The organism is Streptosporangium sp. NPDC006930 (assembly GCF_040635605.1).
GTDB lineage: Bacteria > Actinomycetota > Actinomycetes > Streptosporangiales > Streptosporangiaceae > Streptosporangium.
The window spans coordinates 185845-199645 of record NZ_JBEYID010000004.1 but is presented as its reverse complement, the minus strand read 5'-3'; the positions used below and the strand labels follow the sequence as shown (position 1 = coordinate 199645).

Annotated in this window: 13 protein-coding genes; 7 read left to right on the top strand and 6 right to left on the bottom strand. The window is 71.3% G+C overall.

Annotation, left to right across the window (positions count from 1 at the left end; translation table 11 throughout):
- Positions 1-391 precede the first annotated feature (391 nt).
- From ABZ664_RS09565 to ABZ664_RS09545, 5 genes are all read left to right on the top strand, one after another.
- Entirely contained in the window at positions 392-1714 is a 1323-nt protein-coding gene (locus tag ABZ664_RS09565) for a histidine kinase (RefSeq protein ID WP_362505614.1), read from the top strand.
- A 37-nt stretch (positions 1715-1751) separates the two neighbouring features.
- Positions 1752-2528, top strand: coding sequence for a response regulator transcription factor (locus ABZ664_RS09560; protein WP_362505611.1), 777 nt, complete (start codon positions 1752-1754; stop codon positions 2526-2528).
- 123 nt (positions 2529-2651) lie between these two features.
- Positions 2652-3392: an alpha/beta hydrolase gene (locus tag ABZ664_RS09555; RefSeq protein ID WP_362505608.1), complete on the top strand. Its 741-nt coding sequence runs from the start codon at positions 2652-2654 to the stop codon at positions 3390-3392.
- Positions 3385-4632 carry an acyltransferase gene (locus ABZ664_RS09550; protein WP_362505605.1) on the top strand — a complete coding sequence of 416 codons (1248 nt, stop codon included), beginning with the start codon at positions 3385-3387 and terminating at the stop codon, positions 4630-4632. Before ABZ664_RS09555 ends, ABZ664_RS09550 begins: the two co-directional genes overlap by 8 nt.
- Before the next feature lie 60 nt (positions 4633-4692).
- Positions 4693-5346, top strand: coding sequence for a biliverdin-producing heme oxygenase (locus ABZ664_RS09545; protein ID WP_362505602.1), 654 nt, complete (start codon positions 4693-4695; stop codon positions 5344-5346).
- 185 nt (positions 5347-5531) lie between these two features.
- Here the strand turns inward: ABZ664_RS09545 and ABZ664_RS09540 are convergent, their stop codons facing one another.
- Positions 5532-5906: a DoxX family protein gene (locus ABZ664_RS09540; protein WP_362505599.1), complete on the bottom strand. Its 375-nt coding sequence runs from the start codon at positions 5904-5906 to the stop codon at positions 5532-5534.
- A gap of 293 nt (positions 5907-6199) precedes the next feature.
- Between ABZ664_RS09540 and ABZ664_RS09535 the strand changes: the two genes are divergently transcribed.
- Positions 6200-6829 (top strand): TetR/AcrR family transcriptional regulator, encoded by a 630-nt coding sequence (locus tag ABZ664_RS09535; protein ID WP_362505591.1) that lies wholly within the window; start codon positions 6200-6202, stop codon positions 6827-6829.
- Between the two features lie 120 nt (positions 6830-6949).
- Here the strand turns inward: ABZ664_RS09535 and ABZ664_RS09530 are convergent, their stop codons facing one another.
- The 5 genes from ABZ664_RS09530 to ABZ664_RS09510 form a co-directional block, all read right to left on the bottom strand.
- Positions 6950-7813 (bottom strand): STM4011 family radical SAM protein, encoded by an 864-nt coding sequence (locus tag ABZ664_RS09530; RefSeq protein ID WP_362505588.1) that lies wholly within the window; start codon positions 7811-7813, stop codon positions 6950-6952.
- 126 nt (positions 7814-7939) lie between these two features.
- Positions 7940-9349 carry an STM4012 family radical SAM protein gene (locus ABZ664_RS09525; RefSeq protein WP_362505586.1) on the bottom strand — a complete coding sequence of 470 codons (1410 nt, stop codon included), beginning with the start codon at positions 9347-9349 and terminating at the stop codon, positions 7940-7942.
- A complete protein-coding gene (locus ABZ664_RS09520; protein WP_362506318.1) occupies positions 9340-10146 on the bottom strand; it encodes an STM4013/SEN3800 family hydrolase in 807 nt (268 codons plus the stop codon). The genes ABZ664_RS09525 and ABZ664_RS09520 overlap by 10 nt, the downstream gene beginning before the upstream one ends.
- 1 nt (position 10147) lies before the next feature.
- A complete protein-coding gene (locus ABZ664_RS09515) occupies positions 10148-11278 on the bottom strand; it encodes an STM4014 family protein (RefSeq protein WP_362505583.1) in 1131 nt (376 codons plus the stop codon).
- Positions 11275-12225, bottom strand: coding sequence for an STM4015 family protein (locus ABZ664_RS09510; protein WP_362505581.1), 951 nt, complete (start codon positions 12223-12225; stop codon positions 11275-11277). Before ABZ664_RS09510 ends, ABZ664_RS09515 begins: the two co-directional genes overlap by 4 nt.
- A gap of 128 nt (positions 12226-12353) precedes the next feature.
- Here ABZ664_RS09510 and ABZ664_RS09505 point away from each other — a divergent pair, with 128 nt between their 5' ends.
- Complete coding sequence (locus tag ABZ664_RS09505) at positions 12354-13781, top strand: MFS transporter (RefSeq protein WP_362505579.1); 1428 nt, start codon at positions 12354-12356, stop codon at positions 13779-13781.
- Positions 13782-13801 lie beyond the last annotated feature (20 nt).

Genomic DNA, 13801 nt, shown 5'->3' with positions numbered 1-13801 from the left:
ACCGGCCAACCATGTTCTTACTCGCATCGACCTACCTCCCCGTAGCGATCAGCCTTTTCAAGAAAAATCACACCCAGGATGGGAATGGTCAACGCAGCGCGACCACCACGACCGGATGCCCCTGATGAACGAGGCCGGCCGATGAAACGTTCAGCGACGACGGGTGCCGATGGAGAGCCGGAGAAGGCCCTCGGATCACGGTGAGGACACGGGAGGTACCAAGGCCCGGCCACCGCTCCGGGTGGACCGCTCTTCCTAAAGACCCCGGGTGGTTCCTGCGGGTGATGCCGGAGCCTCGCCCCATGGTGGCCAAGTGGCTCCTGCGGGTGATGCCAAGGTCTCACCCCACGGTGGGACGCGGAGTGGGTCCGCCCCTGCCTAGGCTGTTCCGGTGATCTCCAGCTCCGCCCGGCGGTTCCTCTCGCGACATACGTGGCGGGTACGGGAGATCGCCGTGCCGCTGGTCCGCCCGCTCACCGAGGCACTGGTGACCGGGGTGTCCGACCCGGCCCGCCCTCGGTCACGCCGCCTCGCTCCCCGGATGCCGGGAGTGCTGGGACTGCTGCCGTTCCGCAGGGTCGACCTGGTCCTGCTGGGTGACCTGCTGCTCGCCTTCCTGTTGTTCAATCTGGCCCTGTCCGACCTCCAGGGCCGGGTGGTCGCGACGCGCTCTCCCCTCGATCCCCAGGGGATCGTGTTCGCGGCCCTCGCCTTCTCCCTGCCGCTCGCGCTGCGCGACCGGTGGCCGCTGGCGGCCTGGCGGTCGGCCTTCCTTCTCATCCCGCTGGGAACGGTCGTCTCGCGGCAACTCCTCATCGGCATCCCCTACACCGCCTCCACCACGTTCATGTACACGCTCGTGGTCTACGCGGTCGCGGCCCGCTGCGAGCGGCACATCACCATCGGTGTGTGGATCGCCTCGATCCTGGGCTCCTGGATGATCCATCCCGACTCGGTGACCGTCATCACCGGCATGGTCACGGTGACCGTCCTGTTCGGCCACAACGTGCGCGCCCGGCGGCTGGCCGCCGGACTGCTGGCCAGGGAGGAACGACGCAGCGAGCGCGCCCTCGCGGCCCAGGCCGCCCTTGAGGAACGGGCCAGGATCGCCAGAGAGCTCCACGACGTCGTCGCCCACCACATGTCGGTGATCGCCATCCAGGCCGAGGCCGTCCCGATGCAGGCGGCCGGGGACGCGCGGCGCCTGGAGGAGGGACTGAAGGAGATCCGGGCGCTGTCCCTCGCGGCGATGACCGAGATGCGCCGTGTGCTCGGCGTCCTGCGGGAGGAGGACGAGTACGCCGACACCGCGCCGCAGCCGGGTCTCGGCCGTCTGGAGGAACTCGTCGACACCGCGCGCTCCGCCGGGCTCGGCGTGACGCTCAAACTGGGCGGTGACCTGAGCGGGCTGCCCACGGCGGTGAGCCTGTCCGCCTACCGGATCGCCCAGGAGTCTCTCAGCAACGCCATGCGGCACGCCCCCGGCTCCGCCGTCTCGCTGCGCATCACCCGATACCGTTCCGAGCTGCACATCCACGTGACGAACAACACCGGATACCGCTCCCCCAAGAAGCAGGGAACCGACAACCACATGGGACACGGCTTGATCGGGATGCGCGAACGGGTGTCCATGCTCGGCGGGAAACTCTGGGCCGGTCCGACCGGGACGGGCTTCGCGGTCACCGCCATACTGCCGATCACCGAGGATGTATGAACCCTTCCCTCAAAGGCTCCCCGCTCAAGGAGATGTGATGACGATCCGGGTGCTCATCGCCGACGATCAGGGCATGGTACGGACCGGTTTCACGGTGTTCCTGAGCTCGCAGCCCGACATCGAGGTCGTCGGCGAGGCCGCCAACGGCGCCGAGGCCGTGGCTCGGGTGGCCGAGTTACGGCCCGACGTGGTGCTGATGGACGTGCGGATGCCGGTGATGGACGGCCTGACCGCCACCCGCCACATCCTCACCCCCGGCGTCTCTTCTCCTCCCGCCCCTTCCTCACGGGCGAGCTCCGGCCCCGCCGTACCCACGCATTCCTCCGTACGGTCGGACTCCCACGCCTTCCCCGGCCCGCCCGACGATCCCGGCACGCGTCCTTCCATGCCGAAGGTGCTGATCCTGACCACGTTCGACCTCGACGACTACGTGTACGAGGCGCTGCGCGCGGGGGCGAGTGGCTTCCTGCTCAAGGACGCCTCCGCGCAACAACTCGCCGAGGCGGTCCGGGTGGTGGCGGCCGGGGAGGCGCTGCTGGCGCCCTCGGTGACCCGGCGGCTGATCGCGGAGTTCGCCCGCGTCGGCCCGAGCCGCCCGCGCGGACGCCTGGACGACATCACCGAGCGGGAGACGGAGGTGCTCGCGCTCATCGCGCGAGGCAGGTCCAACCAGGAGATCGCCGAGGAGCTCATGCTCTCGGAACAGACGGTCAAGACCCACGTGGGCCGGATCCTCGCGAAGCTGAACCTGCGCGACCGCGCCCAGGCGATCGTCCACGCCTACGAGACGGGCCTGGTCCGCCCCGGCGAGTGACCCCGGGATCGGCCCTCTCCTTCCCGAGGGGGACCGGGAAGGTGACCGCCTCGGGGTGACGCGGGTTACGGATCGTGATTCCTAGCGTTCTGTCCGGTTCTTCAGACCTGACAGGAGGCTCGCATGTTCCGCCGTACGCTCGCCGTGGTCGTCGCCGCGGCGTTCGCCTACGTGACGGTTCCGCCGCCCGTGGGCGACCGGGTGGTGCGGGTCTACGGCGACCTCGGCACGGCCGAGCGCGTCGCGGTCATCGTTCCCGGCACCGACACCACGGCCGCCACCTTCGACGGTGGCAGGGCGAGGCCGTACAGCACGCCGGGGGGCGGCGCGCGGGCGTTGCTGGCCGAGGCGCGGGCGCTGGATCCGGGAGCGCGGCTCGCGGTGGTCGCCTGGCTCGGCTACGACAGCCCGGCGATGCTCAGCCTGCGCGCGGTGACCGGCGAGGCCGCGGAGCGGGGCGCGGTGGAGTTGCGACGGTACGTCACCGAGACGCTCGGGGGGAAACGGGTCAGCCTGCTGTGTCACAGCTACGGCTCGGTGGTGTGCGCCGGGGCCGTGCCCGGTTCCGGGGTCGCGGACACGGCCGTGTTCGGCAGCCCTGGGCTGGGCGTCTCGTCGGCCGCCGAGCTGGACGGCACCCGGTTGTGGGCGGGCAGCGGCACCCGCGACTGGATACGTGAGGCGCCCAAGCTCAGGATCGGGCCGCTCGGATTCGGCCCCGACCCCGCCGGCCCGGCCTTCGGTGCCCGCCTGTTCGGTACCGGTTCCGCAGATCACAGCGAATATCTCCGGCCGGGCAGCGAGTCCCTGCGCAACCTGACCCTGATCGCGCTCGGCCGTGTCGGCGAGGTGTCCCGTGGCTAGCCTCGTGGCCCGGATCGAGGCGGCCACCCCCGAGGGCAGGGATCGTGGGGTGGACGCGCTGCGGGCACTCGCGATCGTGGGCGTGGTGCTGGGGCACTGGCTGGTGACGGCGTGGGATCGGGGCGCGGCGGGGGCCGTTCACCTGTCCAGCCCGCTCGCCCACCTGCCGGAGTTCACGCCGATGTCCTGGGTGCTGCAGACGCTGGCGGTGTTCTTCCTCGTCGGCGGCTACGCGGCGACACGCGGCCTCCGCTCGGTGGCGGCACGCGGCCCGACGCCTCATGGGTCAAAGACCCATGAGATGAAGACCCGCGGACCGGACTCCCCGTCGCACGCTGCGGGTCCCGTGGCGGCGCGCGGCGCGCGTCGGGGAGCGGGGAGCGGCGCTCACCCGGCGGGAGCCTGGGTGCGCGCCAGGATGGGGAGACTGCTGGGGCCGGTGGTGCCGCTGGTCCTGGTCTGGGCGGGGATCGCGGTGGGGATGGCGCTGCGCGGGTCCTCGGCGGGAACGATCAGGGTGATGGTGCTTCCGGCGATCGGGCCGCTGTGGTTCCTCGTCGTCTTCACCGTGCTGACCGCGGCCACCCCCCTTCTCCTGCGCGCGCATCCGGTCGTCGTCGCCGTCGTGGCGTTCGCGGTCGTGCTCGGGGTGGACCTGTGCAGGTTCCGGTTCGGCGCCCCGGCCTGGACGGGATGGGTGAACCTGACGGCCGGGTGGCTGGTGCCGTACGCGCTGGGGATCGCCTGGGCGGGCGGGCTGCTCGCCTCGCGGCGGGTGGCCGCGGCGCTGCTGGTCGGCGGCTTGGCCGGGGCCGCGCTGCTGGTCGGCGCGTTCGGGTATCCGGCGAGCATGGTGGGCGTGACCGGGGACGCGGCCTCCAACCTCAGCCCGCCCAGCCTGGCCGTGGTCTGCTTCGGGCTCGCCCAGGTGGGGGTGGCGCTGCTCGTACGCGCGCCGCTGGCCCGGTTGATGCGGCGTCCCCGGTTGTGGGCGGTGGCCGCGTTGGCGAACCTGTCGGCGATGACGCTCTTCCTGTGGCATCAGAGCGCGGTGAGCGCGATCGCCGTCGCCGCCCTGCGTTTCGGCGACGTACCCGGCCTGCTGGCCACACCCGACGAGCCTGCCTGGTTGCTGCATCGGCTGGCCTGGATACCGGTGTTCGCGGCCGTTCTCGCGCTCGCCTGTCTTCCGGGATCAACTCGGGGGCGATTTAATGACAGGGTGTCGTCATCGGCTTGACGACGTGGCGCGATTTTTGTGACACTGTGTCATGAAAATGTCCCTCGTCGCGGAGTGATCATGAGCGATTCGCCCTTCTCCGAAGTCCTCAGGAACGCCACCTGGGGTGACCACGAGTCCGCCGAGGACGAGAGCTACCTCAAGGCCCTGATGGCGGGCCATCTCAGCCCCGAAGCGTACGGCGAGATGGTCGCCCAGCACTACTTCGCCTACGCCGCCCTGGACGGCGCCTCGCGGTCGCTCGCCGAGGACCCCGTCGCGGCACCGTTCGTCCTCCCCGAGCTCTACCGGGAGGAGGCCCTGGTCCGCGACCTGGAGACGATCTACGGATCCGGCTGGCGGTCCAGGATCGAGCCCTCCAAGCCGACCCTCACCCTGGTCGCCCGGATCAACCAGGTCGCCACCTGGCCCGCCGGCTACATCGCCCACCACTACACCCGCTACATGGGCGACCTGTCCGGCGGACAGTTCATCCGGATGGAACTGCAGAAGATCTACGGCTACCAGCCGGGTGGCGGCGTCGACTTCTACCTGTTCGACGAGATCGGCAGCCTGCCCCGGTTCAAGAACGAGTATCGGGCCCGGCTGGACGCGCTGCCCCTGGACGAGGCGGAGAAGCAGCGCCTGATCCGCGAGACCAAGCTCGCCTACCTGCTCAACACCGAGGTCCTGGGCGAGCTCGGCCGGGTGGCCAGGGCCGAGGTCGCCGCCTGAAGGCGGCCCCTCCACGACATGGGTGAACGCTCCGGCACGGGTGTATCCGTGCCGGAGCGTTTCGCGGGTCGATGACCAGCCGATACCTGCTCTTGCCTGGAGTACGGATGTCCCCGCGCCGGAGCGTTCACCCATCCGGCGTCAATCCTCCGGTCCCGGAGAAAGCGCCGAAGGGCGCACGGCACTCAGAAGGCGTACGGCCCGAAACGCCCCCAGGCCACGAAGGCGGCCAGCAGGAGAAGGATCACGTTCATCGGAAGCGCCGAATACTCCTTGCGCCTGACGTGCACGACGATGGCGCCGATCATCGTGATCACCAGGCCGGCGGCGGCGAGCGGGGTCAGCACGGGCAGGATGCCGGAGACGGCGGGCAGGACCAGCCCGATCCCGGCCAGCACCTCAAGAACGCCGATGCCCTTGATCTGAGCGGCGGAGAAGTCCTCCACCCATCCCCCCAGCTTGGGGATGAGTTCCTCGCGCGGCTGGGTGGCCTTGGTGAGACCCGCGATGAGGAACATCCCGGCGAGCAGGATCTGCACGGCCCAGAGGGCAATATTCATGAGGAACTCCGAAAACAGGTAAAGGCACGGCTTCGTTCGCCGCCACCGTAGCGCGGGCGACGGAGGCGCCCGACCGGGGATCGGCCTAACCCTCGACGCCCGCCGCGCCTACCACGCCGGACCCGCGTTCTCGCCCACTCCCGCCCTGCTCCACGGGGTTCCGATTCCGCCCCTGCCCGAAGGCGGGGTCTCCTCGGAGGTATTCGATGACCCGTGTCTCGCCATGGACCCGGGCAACGCCCGACCCCGCAACGACCTGACAGCCGGGGACGGCATTGTGCGACTATGGGGCCATGCCCCGGATTTCGGCCGCGACCATCGGCGAGCACCGTGCCCAGACCCAGGATCGCATCCTGCGGGCCGTCTCGCGTCTCTCGCGGGACCAGGGCATCGACGCCATCTCCATGACCGACGTGGCGAGCGAGGCCGAGATCACCCGCACCGTGCTGTACAACTACTTCCCGGACAAGGCCGCGCTGCTGCTCGCCTTCACCGAGCGGGTGACGCACTACTTCATCGACAGCTACGAGCGGGAGCTGCCCGACCTGGCCTCACCCGCCGAGCGCCTGCGGGTCTTCGTCAGGCTCCAGCTCGACGGGTTGCTCGCCCACCCGCACCCCGGCCCCGCCGACCTGTCCGCGGCGCTCGGCCCCGACGCCTACCAGCGCCTGGCCGACCACGTCGAGCCGATGCAGCGCATCCTGACGGGCATCATCGAGAGCGGCGTGGCATCGGGTGACTTCCAGGCCCCCGACGTGGCCGCCGCCGCCCGGATCATCCTCGCCGTCATCGGCGCCGAGCGGGTACCGCTGCTCAGCGGTGAGGTGACGCCCGAGGAGGCCGAGAGGATCGTCTCGGGTTTCGTGCTGCGCGGTCTCGGTTGCCCGAGCGCCCCTGCCCCCGAGCCCGAGGACGGTATCTGAGTCCCCGGGCTCTCCGGGCTCTCCGGGCTCTCCGGGCTCTCCGGGCTCTCCGGGCTCTCCGGGCTCTCCGGGCTCTCCGGAACGGTATCCGAGCTTCCCGGAGACGGCCGGGCCCTCCGATCAGCCCGGCGGCAGGAGGGCGGGGATGCGCTCAAGGACTCCCCCGGCGAAGACGTCGTACAGGCCGGTCGTCTCCAGGTGCACGTAGCCGATGTGGCAGTCGCACACCGCCACCGGACACGCCGCGGCCCTCGGGGCGAACGTGCCGTCGTAGAGGTTGCCGAGCACGGCCGGGACGAAGTGGCAGCGCCGCACGGTGCCGTCGCCGTCGACGGAGATCACGCTGTCTCCCGTACGGCAGGGCAGGCCCGCACTCCGGTGCGGGGTCCTGCTGTGGTGGAACAGCGGGTCGATCTCCGTCCAGGCGTCCGCCTCGTCGTCGGTGTAGACGGTGCCCTCTGCGGCGTTCACCCAGACGTACACCTCCGTCGGCAGGTCGGCCCGGAGGCGGCGAGCCTGGCCCAGGTGCTCGGGCAGGCCGACGACGCCGACGCTGAAGCGGACCCCGTGCTTGAGGAGGTCACGGCAGCGGCCGAGGAAACGCTCGTACGTGACCTGTCCGGGGTGGTAGGTCACCCAGAGGGCGAGCGTGTCCAGGTCGGCCTCGGCCAGCCAGCCTGACCGGCAGCTGAAATTGGTCTGAATGGCGACCCTTCGTACGTGGGGTAGGTGGCTCAGCTCGACCATCGCCCGGCGGTACCAGGAGCGGACAAGGCCCTCGCCCCAGGGGGTGAACAGCACCGAGACCGGATGGTCTCGCCCGGCCACCCAGGCGGTGAAGCGCTCCAGCGCCGCCCGGTCCCGGCTCAGTTGCCCGGAGCCGTCACGCCGCTTGGCGAACGGGCAGTAGGGGCAGTCGTAGTCGCAGCTCGCCAGCGGCCCCCGGTAGAGGATCGTCAACTCACCGTGCTCCCGGCCGGGCATCGCCGGACGGTCGCGGTCCTGGTCAAGGACCGTCAGATGATCGCGACCTCGGCCGCCGGCGCGTGTCTCCCCTGCGCCTTCTTCGTGCGGCGCGCTCGATTCGTCCGCCTGTGTCCTCATCGGTCATCACCGATTCTCGTATCGGGCCATCAGCGCGCGGACCCTGCCGGAGAACAGGGCGGGGCCGATCGCGTCGGAGTGGGCCAGACCCTCCGCGGTGAGCCGGAGCCATCCGGGCCCGGCACCCCCGGGCGACGGGGCGTCGCGTTCCAGCAGGCCCCGCTCCGCCAGACGCTCCAACTCCTCGCCGAAATGGGCTTCGACCCCGGCGCCGAAGCGGTCTCGGTAGACGGCGGGATCGAGACCCTCGGCCTGGAGCAGCGACTGGATGAGGTGGCGGCGGCGGCGATCGTCGTCGTCCAGCCGGAATCCCACGTTGGCGACCGCGAACTCCTCCGGGGCGAGACGCACGTAGTCGTCGATGATCGCGCGCACCTGCCCGGCGCCGACCGCGTACTCGTAGGAGTAGTGCAGGCCGGAGGTGTAGGAGCGGGCGCCGCAGCCGAGGCCGACCATGCCGTCGCTCTGGCAGGTGTATTCGGCCGGGCTGGATCGCCCCGGCAGCCGGAACATCCGCATCGAGACCTGCTCGTACCCTGCGGCGAGCAGGTGGTCGCGGCCCTGGCGGTAGAGGGTGAGGCGGTGGTCGTCCCAGTCGCGGACGCGGCGCCCGAGGCCGGTGAGCGGGCGGACGTACAGGGGGTAGAGGTAGATCTCCTCCGGTTTCCAGGCGAGCGCGGCGTCCAGCGAGTAACGCCAGGACTCCTCCGTCTGCCCGTCGATGCCGTAGATCAGGTCGATGTTGAGCGTCTCGAACCCGGCCTCGCGGATCCGGCCGAGCGCCGTCTCGACCTCCCGCCGCCGCTGCGGCCGCACCGCCGCGCGCACCTCGGCGTCGACGAAGCTCTGCACGCCGATCGAGACGCGGGTCGCACCCCGCTCGGCGAGGACGGCGAGCCGCTCGGCCGTCGCGGTCGCCGGGGAGGTCTCCACCGACATCGGGACGGCCCGCAGGTCGGCGCCCGTGATCCGCTCGGTGAGGTCGAACATCCGGGTGAGCTCGGCGGCGCTCAGGTAGGTCGGCGTGCCGCCGCCGACGGCGGCCGCCGTGAAGCGGGGATCGTCCAGCGCGTCCCGTACGGCGCCGGCCTGGCGTTCCAGCGCGTCGAGGTAGGCGGCGACAAGCTCCTCGGGGGCGCCGGTCCTGGTGAACAGGTTGCAGAATCCGCAACGCATCTCGCAGAACGGGATGTGCAGGTAGAGGAAGAGGCGCCCGGTGGGCTCACCCGCCCACACCTCCGCCAGCGACGGCCGCGGGTCCAGCGGCCGGTAGGCCGTCTTGTGCGGGTACGCGTAGACGTAGCCCTGGTAAGGCCCCGCGTCGGTGGGCGGGGACGACGAGGAAAGCACGGGGAGCACAGCCCGTCCGCCGCCCGCCGTCTTCGGCACCCGGCCGGAATCCGGAGTCACCGCCATCGCCCCCGCTCCATCGTGAACTCCCCGTAGGGCACGGTCCAGACGACCTCGTGGCCGATCCTGTGCCCGATATATCCGTCTTCACCGTAAGCGGTGCCGTGATCGGAACAGACGATCGCGAACCCCGGCCGCCGCTCGCTCATCAGCGCGAACAGCCTGCCGATGTGCCGGTCGACGTATTCGAGGGCGGCGGCGTGGCTTTCGCGGCTGTCGCCGTGCTCGCGAGTGCCCCCCGGCAGGTGGAACCAGTTGGGCTGGTGCAGCGCCGAGACGTTGACGAACAGGAAGACCGGCCGGTCGGCTCCCGCCACCGCCCGCTCCGCGCGGTCGATCTGCGCCTCGAACGAGGTGGGCGCGGTGACCCCGAACCCCGGCTCCCAGTGGCTCTCGGCGAACATCCCCGGCAGCGCGGACCCGAGCGGGGTCAGCTTGTTGAAGAACCCGACTCCCCCGACGCAGACCGTGTGGTAACCCGCCCTCGCCAGCCCCGAGGGCAGGTCGGGGGCGTCGAACACCCAGGTGCCGGGGGCCGTGGTCTCGCTGCCGGGGAACGCGGCGGCGAACGGGCGCGGGTGCGGTCCCGGCACGGCGGGGGTCGGCAGGAAGCCGGCGAGGATCGCGGCGTGCGCGGCGTAGGTGAAGCTGCCGGGGCTGTGCCGGCGCTCCCAGCGCCCGCCGGGGAGCGCCCGCGCCAGGTTGGGCAGCCGCCCGGCCGCCATCGACTCCTCCGCCACGTCGTAGCGGAGGGTGTCGAGCGTGACCAGCAGCAGGTCGTGGCTGCCCACGATCTCGTTCATGTCACGCACGGGGCCCTCTCCCCCCGTTCCGCACCGGGACCCTCGCTCTCCCGATCGGGGCGTGCCTGGCGAGGATCGCGCGGACCTGGGCGCCGTAGGTGTCGAGCCCCTCGGCTCCGCCACCCGGCAGCCCTTCCAACCCGGGAAGCAGGTCTCCGAACGCGTTCACCTCGGCCACCGCGAACTCCCGCCAGTCGACCCCGATCATCAGATCGACCCCGACGGCGAGGCTCCCGGGGAAGCGGGCCGCCGTCCGCGCGCAGACCTCCAGGGCCGACTCCCATCCCCGGGGGCCGAGAGCGGCCTCGACGGCACCCAGATCACCTCGTACGCCACCGAGGTGGAGGTTCGTCATCGGGCTGCGGCTCGCGCGGACGACCGCGTGGGTGGGCGTGCCGTCCACGACGACCACCCTCAGGTCGATCGCGCGCCCTTCGAGGCTCGCCTTGGGAAACCAGCGCTCGACGTGCAGGCCGTCGGTGGCCAGCAGGTCGACGATCGCCGCGACCTCGGTCTCGTCCTCGTAACACCTGACTCGCAGGGAGTTGCGCAGCCCGCCGGAGACCGTCTCCGCCGAGGTCACCGCCCTCACCCGGCGCCCCGACGCGTGCAGGGCGACGACGCCGGAGGCCGACGAGCCGTGGGCCGGTTTGACGAACACCCGGCCCCAGCGGGCCTCGCCCATCCGCTCGCGCAACTCGGCGTAGCCGCCGACCGGCCCGGCGAGTGCCGGAGGCACCGGCACCCCGGCCGCCGACAGCCTGGCGTGGCAGCGCCGCTTGTCGAACATCACCGAGACGTCCTCGACGTCGGCGAGCAGCACGGCCCCCGGCGTCGCGGTCACCGCCCGAAGGACCCCGGTGATCCCGGCGACGAACCCGGCGTACCAGCGGGCGCCTCCATCGACCCTGGACGGCTCGCCGGGGCCGCGCAGCAGCGCGTCCGCCTCGGCGTCCTCCCCCGGCGAGTCGATCCTCACGAGCGTCTCCGGCGCGATCCGGATCTCCTCGCCGCGCAGCACGGACGTCCACGGCACGACGACGGGCTCGTCCAGCCCCTGCCGGACGCAGGCGTCGGCGAACATGGTCACCCGCCGGTCGCCCGGCGTGCCGACGACGGCGAGCGCCCTCACTCGGCGACCGCGACGTAGCGCCACTCGTCGTCGGGCTCCCGCTGGTCGGACACGTCGAGCAGGATGCCGGAGAACGTCGCGGTGAGGCGCTCGACCATGGCGTCGGTGAGGTAGTGGTGGTGCAGGTCCAGGCGCTTGAGATGGGTGAGGGAGACCCCGGAGAGCAGGGCCTCGGCGCCCTCGTCGGTGAGCACCCCCATCGACAGGGAGAGCGACTCCAGCCGGGCCACGACGGGGGCGGAGGCGACGAGAGCCGCGACCTCGTCCTGGATCTCGCTGTCCTGCAGCCCCAGGTGCCTGAGGGCGGGCAGCCGCTCACCGGACAGGATGTTCTCCAGGTCGGCCCCGGTGGTCTCGCCACCGTAGTCGCTCGTGCCAAGCCAGAGCTCCAGGTATTCGAGCGCGGGGAACTCGCTCATGCCGACCGTCCTGACCACGGAGGCGGGCAGCCCGCCCGCCTCGAAGCGCAGTATCTTGAGGTGCTCGTGCCTGACCGGCCGCAGCTCCAGCCCCGTCCCGCCCCGGACCTCCAGCCGCTCCAGCAGCGGGAAGGACTCCAGCAGCGGGGTGACGTCGCTCTGCTGGATCCAGGAGATCTCGCACTCCTCCTGCGGCATCGCGGCGAAGAAGAGCGAGCGCAGGGCGGGGAAACGCTCCGCGTTCTCCGCCAGCAGCCGGATGGGCTCCGAGGCGTCCTTTTCGTAGGCGTCGGCCCAGCCGCCGATGATGAGCGCCCTCACCCCGGTGGTGTCGACGGTCTCGATGAAGCGCGTGAAGTGCTCCTCGAAGGTCTCCTTGGCGTCGTAGACGCGGACCGAGACACGCCACGCGGCCTCCCCCGCACCGGGCATGGGCGCGCCCGGGGGGCGCAGACCCACGATGGGCAGGCCCGCGTAGTCTCCTCGGTAAAGACCGTCGACGTCGTCGTTGAACTCGCTGTAGTCCATCGGAGGCTCCCCGTCAGGCTCGGCTGTGACAAGGACCGTCCTATCAGAGGCGCGCGACACTTCGGACCTCGCTCCCGGGGTCGCGGACGCGGTCGGACAGGTGCGAGAGGTCGGCGATGATGAGCGGCATGGACAACGGTCACATTCGCTTCACCTCCGCGACGGGTCGCTGGGTCCTCCTGACCACCGTGCTCGGCTCCGGCATGGCCATGCTGGACGGCACGGTCGTCAACGTGGCCCTGCCCGCCCTCGGCGCCGCCCTCGGCGCCGACATGGCGGGCCTGCAGTGGACGGTCAACGCCTACACCCTCACGCTGGCGGGCCTGATCCTGCTGGGCGGATCGCTCGGCGACCGGTACGGCAGGCGCAAGGTCTTTCTGGTCGGCGTCGTCTGGTTCGCCCTCGCCTCCGCCCTGTGCGGCCTGGCGCCCAACGTGGAGACGCTGATCGCCGCCCGTGCCCTGCAGGGCGCAGGCGGGGCGCTGCTCACCCCGGGATCCCTCGCCATCATCCAGGCGTCCTTCGACCGCGACGACCGGCCCAGGGCGATCGGGGCGTGGTCGGGCCTGGGCGGGGTGGCCGCGGCCATCGGCCCGCTGCTGGGCGGCTGGCTGGTGGAGACGGCCGGGTGGCGCTGGGTGTTCCTGATCAACCTGCCGCTCGCGGTCCTCGTCGTGGCGGTCGCCCTACGACACGTCCCCGAGAGCAGGAACCCCTCTGCTACCGGAAGGTTCGACGTCCTGGGCGCGGCGCTCGCGGCGCTCGCGCTCGCCGGGATCACCTACGGCCTGATCGACCTCGCGATCGTCCCGATCACGGTGGGCGTGCTGCTGGGCGCGGCGTTCGTCTGGCTGGAGATCAGGCGCTCACCCGAGGCGCTCGTACCGGTCGAGGTCTTCTCCTCAAGGGTGTTCAGCGCGGTCAACGTCGTCACCTTCATCATGTACGCCGCGATGGGCGTGGTGTTCTTCCTCCTCGTCGTCCAGTTGCAGGTCTCTGCGGGCTTCTCCCCGCTGGTGGCCGGGACCTCGATGATCCCGGTGACGATCCTGATGCTGCTGCTGTCGGCGCGGGCGGGTGAGCTGGCCAGGCGCCTGGGGCCCCGGCTGCCGATGACGGCCGGCATCCTGGTCTGCGCCGGCGCCCTGCTGCTGATGTCACGGATCGGCCCCGGCTCGTCGTACGTGGTGGACGTGCTGCTTCCCGCGACCCTGTTCGGGCTCGGCCTGTCGGCGGCGGTCGCGCCGCTCACCGCGACGGTGCTCGCCACCGCCGCCGAACGCCACGCGGGGGTGGCGAGCGGGGTGAACAACGCCGTCGCCAGGACCGGCGGGCTGCTCGCGGTCGCCGCGATCCCCCCGCTCGCCGGGCTGACCGGCGACGCCTTCGCCTCCCCGGTGACCTTCACCGCGGGATTCCACACGACGATGCTGGTGAGCGCGGCGATGATGGGGTTCGCGGCGCTGATCACCTTCCTCACCATCAGGGAGAACGTCCTCGTCCAGGCCGAGCCGAAGCTGGGCTGCCCGGTGACGGCCCCCCAGCCCGGTAAGTGAACGCGGGCCTCAGAAGGGGC

What these genes read in the sequence shown, in the direction of transcription:
- ABZ664_RS09560 (WP_362505611.1), top strand. Translation starts at nt 1,752, where the DNA reads ATGACGATCCGGGTGCTCATCGCCGACGATCAGGGCATGGTACGGACC.
- ABZ664_RS09555 (WP_362505608.1), top strand. Translation starts at nt 2,652, where the DNA reads ATGTTCCGCCGTACGCTCGCCGTGGTCGTCGCCGCGGCGTTCGCCTAC.
- ABZ664_RS09545 (WP_362505602.1), top strand. Translation starts at nt 4,693, where the DNA reads ATGAGCGATTCGCCCTTCTCCGAAGTCCTCAGGAACGCCACCTGGGGT.
- ABZ664_RS09540 (WP_362505599.1), bottom strand. Translation starts at nt 5,906, where the DNA reads ATGAATATTGCCCTCTGGGCCGTGCAGATCCTGCTCGCCGGGATGTTC.
- ABZ664_RS09535 (WP_362505591.1), top strand. Translation starts at nt 6,200, where the DNA reads ATGCCCCGGATTTCGGCCGCGACCATCGGCGAGCACCGTGCCCAGACC.
- ABZ664_RS09530 (WP_362505588.1), bottom strand. Translation starts at nt 7,813, where the DNA reads ATGCCCGGCCGGGAGCACGGTGAGTTGACGATCCTCTACCGGGGGCCG.
- ABZ664_RS09525 (WP_362505586.1), bottom strand. Translation starts at nt 9,349, where the DNA reads ATGGCGGTGACTCCGGATTCCGGCCGGGTGCCGAAGACGGCGGGCGGC.
- ABZ664_RS09520 (WP_362506318.1), bottom strand. Translation starts at nt 10,146, where the DNA reads ATGAACGAGATCGTGGGCAGCCACGACCTGCTGCTGGTCACGCTCGAC.
- ABZ664_RS09510 (WP_362505581.1), bottom strand. Translation starts at nt 12,225, where the DNA reads ATGGACTACAGCGAGTTCAACGACGACGTCGACGGTCTTTACCGAGGA.
- ABZ664_RS09505 (WP_362505579.1), top strand. Translation starts at nt 12,354, where the DNA reads ATGGACAACGGTCACATTCGCTTCACCTCCGCGACGGGTCGCTGGGTC.